The following is a 16,674-nucleotide window of genomic DNA, read 5'->3' on the forward strand; positions in this document are numbered from 1 at the left end:
ATTACCTTTTTCTTGAAAAATATTCCTTCATTCTGCTCTCCGCCGTCTCGATTTCGCGCCGGGGAGTTTTTTGTGTTTTCTTGGCAAACCCGCTTGTGAGCACCACAAGGCTGGGTCCATTATAAAAGCCAAGCAGCCGAAAGGCGTTGGCGCCAAATTCGGCACGAACTTCCCAAAGTTCTGTCCCAACAAGCTTCTTGAAGTATTGTTTCGGCGGTCTGGGAAGATCGCGGACCAACTGCAGAACCCACGCAATTTTCTGTGCCTGCTTCGGATCGAGAGAATCTAAAAATTCCTCTACCGGACAGGCTCCCGATGCCTTGCGATAAAATTCAACCGTCCGCATTTCGGAACAGAAAGTTAGCACATACGCTAACCATGTCAAGGGCGGACGGAAGACGTCAGGTCAGACGAAAGACGTCAGGTCTTGACTCATGACAGTTGGGCGACCCCGAGACGCGGATCTGGGGAGAATCGATGAAGTCATGGCTTCATCGCTATAAGGGAGAACGGACTTTCCTGTCCGTTTTCACTCGACCCCGCCCTCTCCAGGACTCTCCTCCGCTCAGTATACCCGGACTGGAATGTCCGGGCTCCTTTCTCGAAACTCCGTCCTTCGCAGTCTTTTTAGGAACAGCGGAAGGGGGCAGGCCGAGTATTTCTTATCCGCCGTCCCGGTATTTGACGTGGCGTTCGAGCCACTCGATCGTTTCGGCGAGGACGTGGAGGACCGATTCGCGGGCGACGTAGCCGTGGCTTTCGTGGGGCAACATCACCAGGCGGGCCACCGGGTCAGACGGAAGACGTCAGGTCTTGACTCTTGACAGTTGGGCGACCCCAATGCGCGGATCTGGGGAGAATCGATGAAGTCATGGCTTCATCGCTATAAGGGAGAACGTATTTTCCTGTCCGTTTTCACTCGACCCCGCCCTCTCCAGGACTCTCCTCCGCTCAGCGTACCCGGACAGGAATGTCCGGGCTCCTTTCTCGAACCTCCGTCCTTCGCAGTCCTTTTAGGAACAGCGGAAGGGGTCAGGCCGAGTATTTCTTATCCGCCGTCCCGGTATTTGACGTGGCGTTCGAGCCACTCGATCGTTTCGGCGAGGACGTGGAGGACCGATTCGCGGGCGACGTAGCCGTGGCTTTCGTGGGGCAACATCACCAGGCGGGCCACCGCGCCGTGTCCTTTTAAGGCTTGGAACATCCGTTCGCTCTGGATCGGATAGGTCCCGGCGTTGTTGTCTTCCGCCCCGTGGATGAGGAGCATCGGCGCCTCGATTTGGTGGGCGTAGTTGAACGGACTGATCTGCAAATAGACCTCCCGGGCCTCCCAGAACGAGCGGGGTTCCGCTTGGAAGCCGAAGGGGGTCAAGGTCCGGTTGTAAGCGCCGGAGCGGGCGATTCCGGCATGGAAGATGTCGGAGTGGGCCAGAAGGTTGGCCGCCATGAAGGCCCCGTAAGAATGGCCGCCGACCGCGAGTCGCTTCGGGTCGCCGACTCCCATTTCCACCACTTTCTCGATGGCGGCGCGGGCGCTGGAGACTAGTTGCTCGATGTAGGTGTCGTTCGGTTCTTCGTCGCCGACCCCGATGATCGGGACCGCCGCGCCGTCGAGGATCGCGTAGCCTTGGGTCAACATGAAGAGGTGCGATGACCCCCAGGGGCGGCTGAAGCGGTTGGGGGAATCGGCGATCTGGCTGGCGGCGTCGGCGTCCCGGAATTCCCGCGGATACGCCCAAAACAGAACCGGCAACGGGCCGTCGACTTCGGGATCGTATCCCGGCGGAGTCAACAGGCGGGCGCTCAACAGGACGCCGTCGTCCCGGCGGTAAGTGATGATTTCCTGCCGGATCCCGGCCAACTGCGGGGCCGGATCGGGGAAGTCGGTCAAGCGCCGCATCGAGTCGGTCGCTCGCTCCCGCACGAAATAGTTCGGCGGATCCTCGCCCGATTCGCGCCGGGTCAGCAGCGAATCGCCCCGGTTGTCGAGCAGGACGACCACGTATTCGTAGTCGGTTTCGGCCGACTGCCAAAGTCGTTCCGTTTCTCCGGTCGTCAGGTCCAACCGGTCGAGGAAGGGGAAGTCTCCCCGTTCGGAAGCGCCGCTGCCCCGCAGGAAAATCGATTCCCCGTCTTCGCCGAACACCAACAAGGAACGCCCGGCGTCGCCCGGTTCGGTGACCGGAGTTCCCGGATCGCCGTAGCGGTCTTCGGCCGACCGGTCCCAGAGAAGGCGGGGTTCGGCGTCGGGGCGGGAGGGATCGATGATGTGGGTTTTGGTCCGGCTGGTGGTCTGCCAAAAAGACCGGACCAAAGCCAGATCTTCGCGTCCCCAAGTGATGCCGGAGAACCGTTGGTCGAGATCGATGACGACAGCGGGTTCGCCATCGAACGGAGCGTTTAAAGCGAAAACCCGGTCCCGGACTTCCGCGTCCGCCCGGGCGTTGCCGCCGTCCATCGCCTCGGTCCAGATCAACGTGGCGTCGGCGTCGCCCCGCCATTGAATGCGCCGGGGTCCGGTATTGACCATGTCGCGGCCGATCGGGGGCAGGGTAACCGTCGGCCGGTCGTGGACTTGGTGGACGAGTTGGCCGTCGCGGTCGAGGACGTTGATTTCGCCGGCGAAGGCGAATGCCGGGGCCTGGTAGCTGTAGGGGCGCTTGGTGCGGTGCTCGATAATGAACCGGCCGTCGGGGGAGATCTGGATGCCGCTGATGATTCCCGGTTCACCAATCGGAGTAGCGGGCCCTCCTTCCGCCGGAACCCACGCGAGTTGGCTGGTGAAATAATAATCGAACATCGCCTCGTCGTGCCGGTTTGACAGGAGATCCTGGTAGGTCCGAACCGGGGCGGCCGGACCGAGGTTTTCCTGGATCACCGGTCCGGTGGCGACTTCGACCGGCGAGGGGGGGTCTCCGCGGTCGGGCGGGACGAGTTGGACCAGCAGGGAACGGCCGTCGGGAGCCCAGGCGAACGGAGAGCCCCGGGTGGCGTTCAATTCCGGACCGATCAATCGGCGGAGCTCGCCTGAGCCGATGTCGAGCACCCAGAGTTCGATGCCGTTGTCGACGGTGTTGGTGAAGGCAATTTTCCCTCCGTCCGGCGACCAGACCGGAGTTCCCAGGCGCGGTTCGCCCGGAAAATCTATTTCGCGGTGGGTTCCGTCGGAGACCCGTTGGAGGGTGATGGAGCGGAAGAAGAAGGCCCGGCTCGGACCGTTCGTTCGCGGATTGATCCGACTTCCGGCCAGCGCCAGTTCGGGTTGGGCGAGGTCTTCGATCGGCGGAAGGTTTTGCCGTCCGAGCAAGGCGAGGGTGGAGCGGTCGGGGCTGATTGAAATAGCCGGCGTCCGGGGAGCGTCGATGATTTCGGGGATCGGCGACGGCGGCACCTTGTAGGCGCCGTCGGCGGCCGTGGTTTCGAGGCCGTCGAGCAGGGGAGTCGACTGGGCGACCGCGATTGGGGAGGCGGCGACCAGGAGGATCAGGAGGATCAGGAGGTTGAACAAGCGGAAAAAATCTTTCATGCGGGAAGGAAACCGGATATCGGCTATCGGCAATGTGGCAAAAGGAGTGGAATCGTCAAGGGAAGGGGACAAACCGACGGCGAGGGCGGGGGCGGGGCGGGTGGAAACGAGCGAGGAAAACGGGCAAAGAAAAAGGCGGGTCGCCCTACCCCTAAAGCGACCCGCCCACTGCTTTCTTAGTTACCCCAAAACTCCCGCTAGGCGGGAGAAACCATGATATCATGAACCTTTCGATTCACGACCCAACACAATCCATGAATCCGAAGGGAATTCAAGAAGAAAATTAAAAAATGTTGCGGGTCGTTTTGAGGGTGCGGTGGGGAGGAGGCCGCCTATAGCGTAGGTGCGTCCTACGTCGCCCAAGCGCCGAAGGTGCGGTATCCTATAGCCCAGGGCAACGCCCTGGGGTGGGATCGAAGAAAAAGGGGAGCCCTGAAGGGGCGACATAGGCGTCGGCCGTCGGGAATGCCGCCCCTTCAGGGCTCGCGTTCCGTGGATGACGGGAACCCAGGGCGTTGCCCTGGGCTGTTGGATGTCCCCCCTTCGGGGGTTCGAAACGGCTGGGAGAACACCGCCGCAGTCGCGCCAGCACCGAAGGTCCAGCATGCTACGTCACTCAAGCGCCGAAGGTGCGGTATTCTACGTCGCGCAAGCCCCGAAGAGGGTATCCAACGTCGCGGAAGCGCCGAAGGTGCGAAATGCTATAGCCCAGGGTAACGCCCTGGGTATTTACCGACAAAAAAAGGGGAGCCCTGAAAGGGCGGAATATGCGTCGGCCGTCGGGAATGCCGCCCCTTCAGGGCTCGCGTTCCGTGGATGACGGAAACCCAGGGCGTTGCCCTGGGCTGTTGGATGTCCCCCCTTCGGGGGTTCGAAACGGTTGGGAGAACACCGCCGCCGCTCAAGCGCCGAAGGTGCGGGTTGCAGGGGCAAATGTTTTGCGGTCCTGATGGGTCGCCATCAGGACTGGAACACTACCCGGCCGGCGACGATGGTGTATTTGACTCGGCCGGTCAGGGTCTTGCCAAGCCAGGGGGAGTTGGCGGATTGGCTGTGAATCTCCTTGTTCGTGAACTCCCACTTTTCGTCCGGATCGAAGATCGTGACGTCGCCGATGGCGCCGGGGGCGAGGGTACCGCGGTCGGACTTGATCAACGCCGCCGGTTTGTGGGTCATCAAAGCGAGAAGGTCGCTCAAGCCCATTTCCCCCGAGTGATAGAGCGTTTCGAGCGTCACCGCCAGGGAGGTTTCCAAGCCAATGATCCCAAAGGGAGCGTAGTCGAATTCGCGGTCTTTTTCGTAATTGGTGTGCGGAGCGTGGTCGGTGGCGATCAGGTCGAGAGTCCCGTCCTTCAATCCTTCGATCAGGGCGAGGCGGTCGGCCTCGGTCCGGAGCGGCGGGTTCATCTTGTAATTAGTGTTGTAGGTGCGCAGGCACTCGTCAGTCAACGAGATGTGGTGGGGCGAGGCTTCCGCGGTCACCCGGACGCCGCGCTGTTTGGCCCGGCGGAGGATGTCGACCGCGTTGCCGGAGCTGACGTGCTGCATGTGGATGTGGGCGCCGGTGAGGGTCGACAAAATCACGTTGCGCGAGACGATCACGTCTTCGGCGGCGGCGGGCCAGCCTTTGAGACCGAGGCGGGTCGACCAGGCCCCTTCGTTCATGACGGCCTCTTCGGTCAGGCTTTCGTCCTGGCAATGGTCCATGACGACGAGGTCGAACATTTTGGCGTATTCGACGGCGCGCCGCATGATTTCGTTGTTTTGGACGCATTTGCCGTCGTCGGTGATGGCGACCACGCCGGCTTTTTTCAGGGAGCCGATCGGGGCGAGGTGGTCGCCAGCCATGCCGACGGTGATGCAACCGGTCGGGAGGACGTTGACCACGGCGTCGCGCCGGATGGTGTCCATGATGTATTGGATGGTGCCGGCGTTGTCGGCGGGCGGGGAAGTGTTCGGCATGCAGACCACCGTGGTGAAACCGCCTGCGGCGGCGGCCTGGGAGCCGGTGAGGATCGTTTCCTTGTGAGTCTGGCCGGGCTCGCGGAAGTGGACGTGGATGTCGATCAGCCCCGGACAGACGATTTTGCCGGTGGCGTCGATTTCCCGGCATTTTTCGTGCTGGTCGTCCGGAAGGGAGTCGGCGAGTTTGCCGTTCAGGACGAACAGGTCGCGGGTTTCGTCGATTTGCCGGGAGGGGTCGATGACCCGGCCGTTTCGGATCCAAAGCGGTTTATGCATTCTCATATTCTTTCAGTGCGTCGGGCGATCCGCCGGAACAAAGGTAAAGGACGGCCATCCGGACGGCGATGCCGTTGGTGACCTGCTGGAGAATGACCGATTGGGTAGAGTCGGCCAGGTCGGAGTCGATTTCGACGCCGCGGTTGATCGGGCCCGGGTGCATGATGATCGCGTTCGGCTTGAGCCAGGAGGCGCGGGTCTTGTTGAGGCCGAACATGCTGGTGTATTCGCCGAGCGAGGGAAAGTGGGTCGAGCTCTGCCGCTCGTGCTGGATGCGCAGGAGCATGACTGCTTCGGCGTCGGCGAGGGCGTTTTTGAGGTCGTGGCAGACTTTGGCACCGAGGGAGGTGAGGCATTCCGGGACGAGGGTCGACGGGCCGACCAGCGTGACTTCGGCGCCGAGTTTGCCGAGGGCCCAGATGTTGGAGCGGGCGACCCGGCTGAAGACGATGTCGCCGAGGATGGTGACCTTGCGCCCCTTCAGGTCGCCGAGGTGTTCCTGCATGGTGAAGCAGTCGAGGAGGGCCTGGGTCGGGTGCTCGTGGGCGCCGTCGCCGGCATTGATGACCGGGATGTCGACCACGTTGCTCAAATAGAGCGGAGCTCCGGCGGCGCTGTGGCGCAGGACGATCAAGTCGGCGTTGAGCGCCTGGATGTTTTGGGCGGTGTCGCGGAGGGTTTCGCCTTTCACTACGCTACTGGCTGGGGCGTTAACCAGGATGATGTCGGCGGCCAGGCGTTTGGCCGCCATCTCGAAGGCGACCCGGGTTCGGGTGCTCGGTTCGAGGAAGAGGTTGACCACCGTTTTCCCCATGAGGGCGGGGACGCGACCTCCTTTGTTTAAAATCTTTTTAAACGAGGCGGTGACCCGGAAGATCGTGTCCAATTCTTCCCGGGTTAGTTCCTCGATGGTTATCAGGTCTTTTTTGTTCCAGCTCATCCGTTGCGGCCTCTCCGTTTGCTGGAAAATATTCTGTCACGGAGCGCCCGCCAAATGTCAATGGCGGGGACGAAAAGAATCGGAGGCGGGCGAGCTTCGTGGCTTTAGCCGAAGACCGTCGGCCAGGGGGACATCCGTCGAATCCGCGCGTGCAACGACGGCGGCTGAAGCGCGCCGCTCCTTCATCCGGCGAAAGCCGGGATGCTGCCAGGAGCTTCGTGCTTTAGCCGAAGACCGTCGGGCGAAGGTGGCGTTCGTCGAATCCGCGTGTCCAACGACGGCGGCTGAAGCGCGCCGCTCCTTCATCCGGCGAAAGCCGGGATGCTGCCAGGAGCTTCGTGCTTTAGCCGAAGACCGTCGGGCAAGGGGGGGATCCGCCGAATCCGCGCGTGCAACGACGGCGGCTGAAGCGCGCCGCTCCCTCATCCGGCGAAAGCCGGGATGCTACCGGGAGCTTCGTGTTCTTTGGTCACAAAAACGGGATCGGGTCAAAGGTGCGGCCGAGGATGCGTTGGGAGTCGCAGTCGAGCCAGCGGTCGAGGATGGTGCTGTAAACCTGGCGGAAATCGACCGAGTATCGCAGGTCGGCGTTGCGCTCGATGTCGAGGTCGGGGGCGCCGCCGATCAGGCCGCCTTTGATCTTGGACCCCATCACGAAGAGTGGGGCGGCGGTGCCGTGGTCGGTGCCGGCGCTGTCGTTTTCGTTGGGGCGGCGGCCGAATTCGGAAAAGGTCATGGTCACCACTTGGTCGTCAAGTTTCCGTTGTTCCAAATCTTGCTGGAAGGCACTCAATCCGGCGGAGAGGGTGCGGAGCAGGTTGGCGTGGTTGGTCGCCTGGTTGCTGTGGGTGTCGAAACCGCCGAGGCTGGCGAAATAGACGCGGGTCTCCATGCCGCCGGCGATCAGGGAGGCGATGGCGGAGAGCGATTGGCCAAAGGTGTTGTTCGGATACGTGACCCGGGACCGCTGCGATTCCAGAATCCTCTGCACCCGGTTGTCGGTGGCGAGGGCGTTCATCATCGTGTGTTGGAGGAACGTGCCGTTGGGGTTGCCATCGGGGGGCGAGGATTGGAGGAGGGAGCCGAGGAGTTTGACGGTCTCCTCGTGCTGGCGGCGGTTGCGTCTACCGGCGCTGATTCCGTGCAAGGCATGGGGCCGGTCGGCGAGGAAGGCTTGGGGGACTTCGTTCCCGACATGCATCCCGACCGGTGAACTTTCTTGCGGGGTGCCCGCGCAGGCATTGTCGAAAAAGCGCCCCAGCCAGCCGGTGCGGGCGAATCGGTCGCTGTCGCTGGCGGTTTCCCAAATCTCGGTCGAGCGGAAGTGGCTCCGGTTCGGATTCGGGTAACCGACGTTTTGAATGATCGACAGCTTGCCCTCTTTCAACAACTCATGCATCGGAGCGCACGATTCGTGAAGGCCGAGTTCGCCGGTCAGTCTTAGGGCGGATTGTTTGCGGATGGCGAGGGTCGGCCGGAGTTCGTAGTAGCGGCTGCTTTCATACGGGATACATGTATTCAATCCGTCATTACCACCCGCTAGTTGGACCAGGACCAGGATGGTGCGGTCTTTTTCGGCGCGGGGAGCTCCAGCGAGGGCGCTTTGGGTGAGAAAAAGGGGCGCCCATTGGCTGAAGGCGAGAAGGCCGAGGCCGCGGCCGCTGGTGGTGATGAATTCGCGTCGGGTGAACGGTGTGGTTTTCATGGAGGTTCGTCGCTCGCGCGGTTAGCAGAGATTGTATTCGGGAGATTGAAGGAGCGCCATTGCGGCGGTTTGGATGCGGTTGACGCGGTTGCCGGGGCCGTTTTCGAGATAAGCGACGAGGGTCTTCCGGTAATCGGCGGTGGCCGGGAACGGGAGAAAGGCGTCGATGAAGCGTTGCGCGACCCGATCGGATTCGGCTTCGGCCATTTGGGCGAGGCGCTCCCGGGTGACGGCGAGCGTGACGGTTCCCCGCTGGCGGGCGGCCCTCAGGGCGGCTTGTTCGTCGGCGTTGAGGCGGTCTTCGTTGACGGGCTGGAAGAGGGTTTCGACCAGATTGCGGCGGGCGCTCAAGGTGGAGGAATTGATCCAGAGTTGGCCGCCGACCCATCCCCGGACGTTCGGCGGATGATAGATTTGTTGTCCCATTTGACGGTAACTGACCAGAACCGAACGGGGAAACGGCGGAACGGTCAGGTGAAGGTCCTGGACGAGGCCGAGGTGGAACTGAAGGGGGCTCTTGATCAGATTGCCGCGAAACTGCTCGTCGTAAAAAAGCCGGCTGGTGAAAAAGCGTTGGAGGAGGAGGCCGAGATCGAAATCGGCCTGGCGCCAGATTTTGCCGAGTTCGGCGATATGAGGAGCCGGGAGCGGTTGGTCGGTGAGGTAGAACCGGCACATTTCCGCAGGCAGGAAGGTCGAGCCTGCCGGTTGCTCCAGGGCTAGGCGGATCACATCGTCGCCGTTCCATCGGCCCGTGCGTCCGAAAATCGTTTTCTGGGACCGGTCTTGCTGCCCTGGGGCGAGGTAGAATTCGCCATCCCGGAGGCGGTAGCCGGTGAAGGCCCGAGCCGCCTCCTTGACGTCGGTTTCGGTGTAGTTGCCCTCGCCGAGGATGAAGAGTTCGAATAATTCGCGGGCGAAATTCTCGTTGGGAGCGGAGGCGCGGCTTTGGGTTAAGTTCAAATACTGCATCATCGCCGGGGAGCGGGAAACGGCCCGGCAGAGGTCCCTATAGGAGCCCAAGCCATTGCGGCGAAGCAACTCATGGTGTTGGTAGATCGCGGTCGGATTGCGGACAGTGTCGAACGAGACCACGAAAACATTTTGCAGAAACGTCACCCACTTTTCGTAGGGCGCGTTTTTCGGGTCGCTGGCGAATTGCAGCCAGTCGGTCGCCAACTCCTGGAACGCGCCGTAATCGCGCTGGCGAATTTCACGTTGGATTCGCAGGCGTTCCTCCGGGTCGGTGGCCTGACGGGCCCTTTGTTGGTCTTCGGGACGGCGTCGTTCCGCTTCGGTGATCCGGTCGGGGATCGGCATGGAAGGTGGGGTCTGGAACATCCGGCGGACGGCGGTCGCCGGTCCGGCCCGCAGGACGGCTTCCACTTGGTCCGACCGGGCGGACCAACCGGCGCGACGGCAAAGGTGGCGGGCATGGGCGGCGGTCCATTGATTGCCGGAGATCGGTTGCCATGCCAAGTGGGGAGGGAGTTTAATGTCCATGGAGAGTCCGGGTGCGAGAACGTTTCAATCGAGTGGTCAAGCGAATGAAACGCCGACCATGGGTTATAGTTCCGCATAGATTAAACCGAGATGCGCGAAAAGCGACCCCCTTTTCAATGGGAACCGCAGATCATAGGAGAGAGGAACCGCAGATATCGCAGATGGGCGCAGATCCGGAGAGAGGGGCTGCTTCTTTCGGTCCTCATCCTCTTATCTGCGGAAATCAGCGATATCTGCGGTTCTTGAAATTTTGGCACGCCCGTATTTTTTACTTTTCGTAAAACCGCAGGCGAACCATGGTCTTGTTTCCAGGCACGAACAGGTCGGTACTGAGCCGGTTCCAGGTGTGATTTGAGAAATCGAAGATTTCCCGTTCGACGCCCACGTCCGGGACTCCCCGGGAGGGAACCCGAACCCGCCAATAGTCGGGGCCGTATCCGGAAACCGGTTCGATTCCCCAATACCCGGGGGCGTCCCAACTATTCGGGTCGAGACCGAAGTAGTATTCTCCCATCGGAGGATAATTGTCGCCATCTTGGCTGACACCGTCGGACAGGACATCGTGGAACGCTTTCCAGGCCGGGTAGCCTTGGGGGCCCGGATCCCGGACATGAATGTCGACGGATACGGTATCGAAGTCTCCCAGCGCGTCTTCCACGACGATGGCGACCCGCTGGTCGCCGTTTTGTGTTGGGACGCCGGAAATCGTTCCGGTCAGGCCGTTCAAGGTCAGTCCGGTCGGCAAGGATCCGGCCATCAGCGAGAAGGACAGCGGAGGTTCTCCGCCGGAGACGCCGAGGGTGTGGCTCCAAGGATCGTCCCGATCAAGATGGAAGGGGCCCACTGGAAGTGTGAAGAGCGGAGGTGTGGCTCCCTGGGAGGTGGCCGGCAAGATCCCCATGTGGAGAATGGCGACGTTTTGTTGGAAGTTGGTGTCGAAAACGAAGACCTGAATCGACGCAACCTGTTGGGCTGCCGTCGGGGTTCCGGTTATCGTGCCGTCCGATGCGAGGTCGAGTCCGTCCGGCAATCCACTCATCCAGCCCCAAGTGTAAGGTTCCGACCCTCCGGTGGCATTCAGGCTGAAGTTATAGGGGTCGCCAACCCGTCCGTTCGGAAGGGCTGCGGTAGTGATGACCGGCGCTTCGGGGGGAGCGGAAAAAACCTCGAGGTCGAGGGCCCGGCTGTCCGTTCGCCCCAGATTGTCTTCGGTCTCGATGGTGAAGTCGAAGGTCCCCTCTTCGGTGGGGACACCGTTGATCCGACCGTTCAGGACGTTCAGGGTGAGCCCTGGGGGAAGTGCTCCGGAGGTGACATCGAAGCGGAGGGGGGTGGCTCCTCCGGAGGTTTCGATTTCTCCTTGGAAGATCGCTCCGACGAATCCGGGCGAGAGAAACTGGGTGGTGATGGAGGGAGGGGCCGCGGAAGGTTGAATCGTCAACATGTAGGTTCGGGCGTTTGATCCGGCGGTGCCCGATTCCACTTCGATGGTCACGGTGTAGTCACCGACCGCGGTTGGAGTGCCGGTGATGGTTCCGCTTTGCGGGTCGAGGTTGAGACCGGCCGGAAGGGAACTACCGGCGAGGCTCCAGTTGAACAAACCGGCCATGCCGCCCGATGCTTCGAGTTGGACGCTGTAATAGCTGCCGACGTATCCATCCGGGAGGTTCTCCGTGAAAATCAACGGAGGGCTGACGAACGGTTGACGGAAAACCGCAAGCGCATCGATGTCGCCGTCGAGTGGAGCATCCAAAAACGGACGGTGGGTTCCATCCAAGGCGGAAACGTAGATCATACCCGGGAGCAGTCCGGCCGATTCGTTTTCCGGGAAATGCGGTTTATTCATCGCGACGCTGAAGATGACTCCGAGTCGAATTTCGCCTTCCTCCGCTCCCGTAACCCAAGCGAAATCGAAGGCATTGATATCGACGCCGCGGGGCAATCCGAGATGGGAGGGGAGGATCGCGGGGCGGAACGAGCCGGAACTTCCCTGGACGTAAATCGTTCCCGGATCGAGGCCGTAATGCGCTTCGCTGTCGACGGTGAAATACCAGAAATCGCCGCACGAAGAGGGGCGTTCGCCGCCGAGCACGGCCAGCGCGTTGATGTCGTTGTTGTTGGTCGAATCGTTCGGCGCCGGATCCGGCATGAGGTCGGGGTCCAGGACGGATTCGCTGAATTGTCGTTCCTCGACGACCGTCGGGGGTACCCCGGAACCGCCAAGAAGGAGCCGGAGTTGCAGGACTTCGTCCCGTCGCAGCTCCTGGCCGAACGGTTCGCCGAAGTCGGGGGAGGAGCTGTTAAACGGCGCTCCTCCGGGACCGTTTTGCGGATCCGCCGTGAACGGAGCCAGCCCGTCGTCATCGAAGGAAACCAATACGTAAAGCGGGGAATCGACGCAGGAGAGGACGTCCGGAAAAGCGAGGTAAAGCTGGCTCCACCCGATCGGTCCCGCGGTGATCCCTGCCGTTTCCATGTATTGGGCGAGGTCGAAGGGGAGAAACGCGGTGCCGTTGATATTGAAAAATTGGCCTCTCACGTCTGACGGATCGTCTCCGTCCGCCACTGGCGCGAAGGAGGCGGAATTCGATGGAGTCGGCCAGGGATCGGTCCCGTTGAAGAGCGACGCGTCATTTCGATACAGGGAGGCGTTCTGTCCCTGGAAGAATCGTTGGGGATACAGGTCGCCCGGATCGAACGTGCCCCCGAGGCTTGCTTCCTGGGCGGAGCCGATGTCCAGGGAATAAAGGATGACCGGCGGAGGCGGTTGGGGCGGAGGAGGGAGGGGGACGAGCGAAAGGGTCAGCGTCCCAGACGTGAACGCACCTGAAACGTCGTTCCAGATTTCCGTTTCGCAAAACATCCTCCAGGCGGGTGGATTCGGTCTGCCCGGGGCCAACACTTGAGAAATGCCGTCGGCGCTGAAGACGAAGGTGTAAATCTCGCCGGCGGTCATCGTGATCGAGCCCGAATCCTCCATCAGGCCGGTGTCGCCCGGGCTATTGGGCCAAAGATCCCAAAAAGTCCCCCCCGGAACCCGTAGTTCCAGGTTTCGAAGATAGGAGCGGTTGGGATCCTCGCCGACCGCTTCGTGTTGTTCGTTCCAGTTGTTGGAGAAAGAATACCGGTAATAGACCTCGACCGGCGTCCCCGGGAGGAACCCGGTGATTTCAAAGTCGATTTCGGCCCGGAAATCAGAGTCGGCCCGGGCCAAAAACGGCATGCCATCATTCTTGGCGCGGGCATATTGGTTGTTGTTCCAGTCGATCTCCATACCCGATCCGCCGAGGCCGCCGCGCACGGCGACGCGATTCCAGCTCCAAGCGGTCCCGATCGTCGAGTAGGTCCAGTTCCAATTGCCCGGGCATTCGCATCGAACTCCGCCGCCGGCAGAGGTTATTTCTTCGAAGAGAAAGGAATACGCCGGCGCGTTCGGATTCCAGGCGACCGGGACGTTCGTGGCGAACGGACGGACCTGCGGACCGTTGGTCGAGGCGGTTGCATTGATCGGACACCGGCCGCTGACGTCGACGGTCGCGAAGTTCGAGACCCGTCCTTCGGTCGAGAGGATTTCGATTCCCGGGGTTGCGGAAGCCGGGGAACCATGAAAGAGGGGAATCAACAGGAGTCCGATGGACAGGCGGGCAGACCATGCCCGCGAGGATGCTGGGAGAGCAGGGATCGCATTCATTTTATTTTGTGGGTTGGGAGGAAAGATCGTCCACGAATCCTGAGAGGGGAAGGTGGGGCGAGCTCGCTGGAAAGTTTGACTTTTCCTAAAGTCTTGCCGGGTGTCAATCTCAATTTAGGCAATTCGAAATGCCCGGGTGCGATTGAACGTGGTGGGAAAAACAGACAACCGTCTGTCATTGCGAGGAAGGAGGAACGACTGACGCGCAATCCACGTTCCGGGAAAGGGGGCGCGGGTCGCTGTTTCGTGGATTGCTTCGTCGGCGGAGCCTCCTCGCAATGACACGACGGTGATCCCACCACGTCTGATTACATGGCGCCCGCAGATCACAGGAGAGAGGAACCGCAGATTTTCGCAGATGGGCGCTGATCTGGAGAGAGGAGTTGCTTCATCCAATCCTCTGATCTGCGGAAATCAGCGAAATCTGCGGTTCCAAAAACGGCGGTGCCGTCTCAGCGTTTGGAAAGAGTCTCGTTTTCGTAACGCTTCACTTCGGCGAGCCATTGATTTTCGCCGGGGGTATCCTGGCGACGGCAGAATTCCTCCCAGATTTCGCCGAAAGGCATCACTTTCAATGCCTCCATCGTTGCCAGGCGAGTGGTGAAGTCCCCTTCCGCCTCCGCCTGGCGGAGACGTTGCCGTGGTTCAAGCAGAGCCAGCAGGAGCGCCTTTTGGGCGGCGCGGGTTCCGATCACCCAGGCCGCGATCCGGTTGATGCTGGCGTCGAAGAAATCGAGTCCGATATGCGTCCGCTCCAGAGCATCGCAGCGGACGATTTCCTCCATCACTGCCCGGGTCAGATCGTCGAGGATCACGACGTGGTCACTGTCCCACCGGACGCCCCGGCTGACGTGCAGGAGAAGTTTCGGGACGAATTGCAACACCGAGGAGATCTTGTCGGCAATCCCTTCGGTCGGATGGAAGTGCCCGGCGTCAAGGCAGAGCAGTGTTTGGTTTTTGACCGCATAGCCGAGGTAAAACTCATGGGAACCGACCACGAACGATTCCGAACCGATGCCGAATAACTTGCTCTCCACCGCATCCAGATTGTGGGCGGAGTCGAGTTTCTCGGCGAGAATCCGGTCAAGGCTCTCCGACAAACGGGCGCGCGGAGCGAAGCGGTCGGCCGGCAGATCTTTGTAGCCATCGGGTATCCAAATGTTTGTGACGGTTGGCGAGCCGAGTTGTTTTCCCATCTCGGCCCCGATCGTCCGGGAGCGCTTGCAATGTTCGATCCAGAAATCGCGGATGGCCTGATCGGGGTGGGACAAGGTTAAACCGTCGTCAGCCTTGTCATGGGAAAAACAAGTCGGGTTGAAATCGAGGCCGAGGTCATGGGACTTGCACCAGTCGATCCAACCCTGGAAGTGTTTCACCTCGATGGCGTCGCGGTCGGCGGGACCGGTGCTGAAGTCGCCGTAAATCGCGTGGAGGTTGAGGCGGTGTTTTCCCGGGATCAAACTGACGGCCGCGGTCAGGTCGTCCTGTAACTCCGGGATCGTCCTTGCCTTTCCGGGGTAGTTGCCGGTGACCGCCAGTCCGCTGCCGAGTTCGCCTCCCGGGTTTTCGAATCCGCCGACATCGTCCCCTTGCCAGCAATGGATCGAAATCGCCACGCGGGCGAGGCGGTCGAGCGCGGCATCCACGTCGACGCCGATTTCCTGGTAACGTTCCTTCGCGAGTTCAAAAGCGTTCATCGGTCTTGTCCTTGGTTGGTTTTTCGGGTCTGTCCGGGCCGTTAAGGTAGCAAGAACGGATGAAAAATAAAATGGAGGAAATGACCTTGTTTTTATCTTTTTTGACATCCTTCGGCTCGTATGATGTTGTCGCGAAATGTCCCGGGATGATTCGGTGTCCAATATTCGTTATCTTCCTCCGCAACCAAACTCTATTGGATGGGGGATTGATCTGATCGACGTTGGAAAGCAGACTGTTCCACCCGGCGGGGAGTATCCTCCGGCGGGCCATCCCGGCGCCTACCTGTTTTCGGTGGAGCGGGGGAGAGTTTTGCCGGAGCATCAATTGCTCTTTTTGACAGATGGCCGTGGCTTTTTTCAAAGCGAACGGCTCGATCGGACGGTTCCGGTCGGGGCCGGACACCTGTTGGTTGTCCGGAAAGGAGTCTGGCATTCCTATTGGCCCGATCCGGCAACCGGGTGGACGGAGCAATGGATTGGTTTCCGGGGAGAATTGGCCGATGCGTTGGTCGGACGGTTTTTGCCGGACGAAACTGAGGTGATCGCGGTTGGGGACGATTCTCATGTGTTGAACTGTTTCGAGTCGATCCGGTTGTGGAGCCGACGGGACGATCCGGGTTGCCGGGACGTTGGGGCGACGCAGGTGGCGACTCTGCTGGCGCTCCTGCGGTTGGGTGGGTTGGGGGAGGTTTCGGCGAAAGAACGGTTGCGGGATAAGATTCACCGGGCTCAGCGGATCCTGTTGAACCGGATGGGCGAAACGTTCTCCATGCCGGAAGTCGCCCGGGAAGTGGGGCTGAGTTATTCCCTTTTCCGGCAAGCGTTCAAGAAGGAGACTGGATATGGACCTGCCGGTTACCTGTTGCGGATCCGGATCAACCGGGCCTGTGATTTTTTGCGGTCTTCCTCTCTATCCGTGACCGAAGTCGCGGAAGCGGCTGGGTTCGGATCGGTGTATTATTTTTCGAAAAAGTTCAAGCAGGAGACGGGGTTGTCTCCCCGGCAATATCGGACGGAGGCGGAAATCTGGAAGAAAAAACTTGAAACCTCCCCGAAACGCGCAAACCTTTGATCTTTTTACGACGCACCCTTTTAAGGCGAGTCGACATCAGGTGAGGTAGCCAAGTGGTAAGGCCGGAGTCTGCAAAACTCCTATACGCGGGTTCGATTCCCGCCCTCACCTCCATGTTGCATCAGGGAAGGGTCCTTTGTTCGGTGAATGCTGTTTCGGCGATTTGAAGCCCCACTTGTTGGGTTGAAGGAGAGCGGGGTCCCCTGCCGATTGCCAAGCCCAATAAATTAACGCGCGGGGCTGTGGCCGTGCGCTTTTTGAATTTCCGGTCTCGACTTCCGTTCGCCTGCCTGTCTTGA

10 protein-coding genes and 1 tRNA gene are annotated in these 16,674 nt (G+C 60.7%); 2 read left to right on the plus strand and 9 right to left on the minus strand.

Features of this window, described 5'->3' with window-relative positions; translation table 11 throughout:
• Position 1: 1 nt before the first annotated feature.
• From ACWUI2_RS11005 to ACWUI2_RS11045, 9 genes are all read right to left on the minus strand, one after another.
• Complete coding sequence (locus ACWUI2_RS11005) at positions 2–346, minus strand: type II toxin-antitoxin system RelE/ParE family toxin (protein ID WP_486982899.1); 345 nt, start codon at positions 344–346, stop codon at positions 2–4.
• 316 nt (positions 347–662) lie between these two features.
• On the minus strand, positions 663–788 hold the full coding sequence (locus ACWUI2_RS11010; protein ID WP_486985093.1) for a hypothetical protein: 126 nt from the start codon (positions 786–788) through the stop codon (positions 663–665).
• A gap of 260 nt (positions 789–1,048) precedes the next feature.
• Positions 1,049–3,526, minus strand: a complete 2,478-nt coding sequence (locus ACWUI2_RS11015) for a prolyl oligopeptidase family serine peptidase (RefSeq protein WP_486982900.1) — start codon at positions 3,524–3,526, stop codon at positions 1,049–1,051.
• 960 nt (positions 3,527–4,486) lie between these two features.
• Positions 4,487–5,767: a dihydroorotase gene (locus ACWUI2_RS11020; RefSeq protein WP_486985060.1), complete on the minus strand. Its 1,281-nt coding sequence runs from the start codon at positions 5,765–5,767 to the stop codon at positions 4,487–4,489.
• Positions 5,760–6,707 carry an aspartate carbamoyltransferase catalytic subunit gene (locus ACWUI2_RS11025; RefSeq protein ID WP_486982901.1) on the minus strand — a complete coding sequence of 316 codons (948 nt, stop codon included), beginning with the start codon at positions 6,705–6,707 and terminating at the stop codon, positions 5,760–5,762. Before ACWUI2_RS11025 ends, ACWUI2_RS11020 begins: the two co-directional genes overlap by 8 nt.
• A 469-nt stretch (positions 6,708–7,176) precedes the next feature.
• Positions 7,177–8,412 carry a DUF1501 domain-containing protein gene (locus tag ACWUI2_RS11030; RefSeq protein ID WP_486982902.1) on the minus strand — a complete coding sequence of 412 codons (1,236 nt, stop codon included), beginning with the start codon at positions 8,410–8,412 and terminating at the stop codon, positions 7,177–7,179.
• Positions 8,413–8,433: 21 nt separating this feature from the next.
• Entirely contained in the window at positions 8,434–9,915 is a 1,482-nt protein-coding gene (locus ACWUI2_RS11035) for a DUF1800 domain-containing protein (RefSeq protein ID WP_486982903.1), read from the minus strand.
• A gap of 268 nt (positions 9,916–10,183) precedes the next feature.
• A complete protein-coding gene (locus ACWUI2_RS11040) occupies positions 10,184–13,606 on the minus strand; it encodes an Ig domain-containing protein (protein ID WP_486982904.1) in 3,423 nt (1,140 codons plus the stop codon).
• 452 nt (positions 13,607–14,058) lie between these two features.
• Positions 14,059–15,303 (minus strand): L-rhamnose isomerase, encoded by a 1,245-nt coding sequence (locus tag ACWUI2_RS11045; protein WP_486982905.1) that lies wholly within the window; start codon positions 15,301–15,303, stop codon positions 14,059–14,061.
• Positions 15,304–15,439: 136 nt separating this feature from the next.
• On the opposite strand from ACWUI2_RS11045, the gene ACWUI2_RS11050 reads away from it, so the two are divergent.
• Positions 15,440–16,375 (plus strand): helix-turn-helix domain-containing protein, encoded by a 936-nt coding sequence (locus tag ACWUI2_RS11050; protein WP_486982906.1) that lies wholly within the window; start codon positions 15,440–15,442, stop codon positions 16,373–16,375.
• 39 nt (positions 16,376–16,414) lie between these two features.
• Positions 16,415–16,489: transfer RNA gene (locus ACWUI2_RS11055), tRNA-Cys, on the plus strand.
• Positions 16,490–16,674 lie beyond the last annotated feature (185 nt).

The organism is Verruconatronum alginivorum, from assembly GCF_056590205.1.

Excerpts from the sequence above, each read along its gene's own strand:
- ACWUI2_RS11005 (WP_486982899.1), bottom strand. The coding sequence starts at position 346 with ATGCGGACGGTTGAATTTTATCGCAAGGCATCGGGAGCCTGTCCGGTA.
- ACWUI2_RS11015 (WP_486982900.1), bottom strand. The coding sequence starts at position 3,526 with ATGAAAGATTTTTTCCGCTTGTTCAACCTCCTGATCCTCCTGATCCTC.
- ACWUI2_RS11020 (WP_486985060.1), bottom strand. The coding sequence starts at position 5,767 with ATGCATAAACCGCTTTGGATCCGAAACGGCCGGGTCATCGACCCCTCC.
- ACWUI2_RS11025 (WP_486982901.1), bottom strand. The coding sequence starts at position 6,707 with ATGAGCTGGAACAAAAAAGACCTGATAACCATCGAGGAACTAACCCGG.
- ACWUI2_RS11030 (WP_486982902.1), bottom strand. The coding sequence starts at position 8,412 with ATGAAAACCACACCGTTCACCCGACGCGAATTCATCACCACCAGCGGC.
- ACWUI2_RS11035 (WP_486982903.1), bottom strand. The coding sequence starts at position 9,915 with ATGGACATTAAACTCCCTCCCCACTTGGCATGGCAACCGATCTCCGGC.
- ACWUI2_RS11040 (WP_486982904.1), bottom strand. The coding sequence starts at position 13,606 with ATGAATGCGATCCCTGCTCTCCCAGCATCCTCGCGGGCATGGTCTGCC.
- ACWUI2_RS11045 (WP_486982905.1), bottom strand. The coding sequence starts at position 15,303 with ATGAACGCTTTTGAACTCGCGAAGGAACGTTACCAGGAAATCGGCGTC.
- ACWUI2_RS11050 (WP_486982906.1), top strand. The coding sequence starts at position 15,440 with ATGTCCCGGGATGATTCGGTGTCCAATATTCGTTATCTTCCTCCGCAA.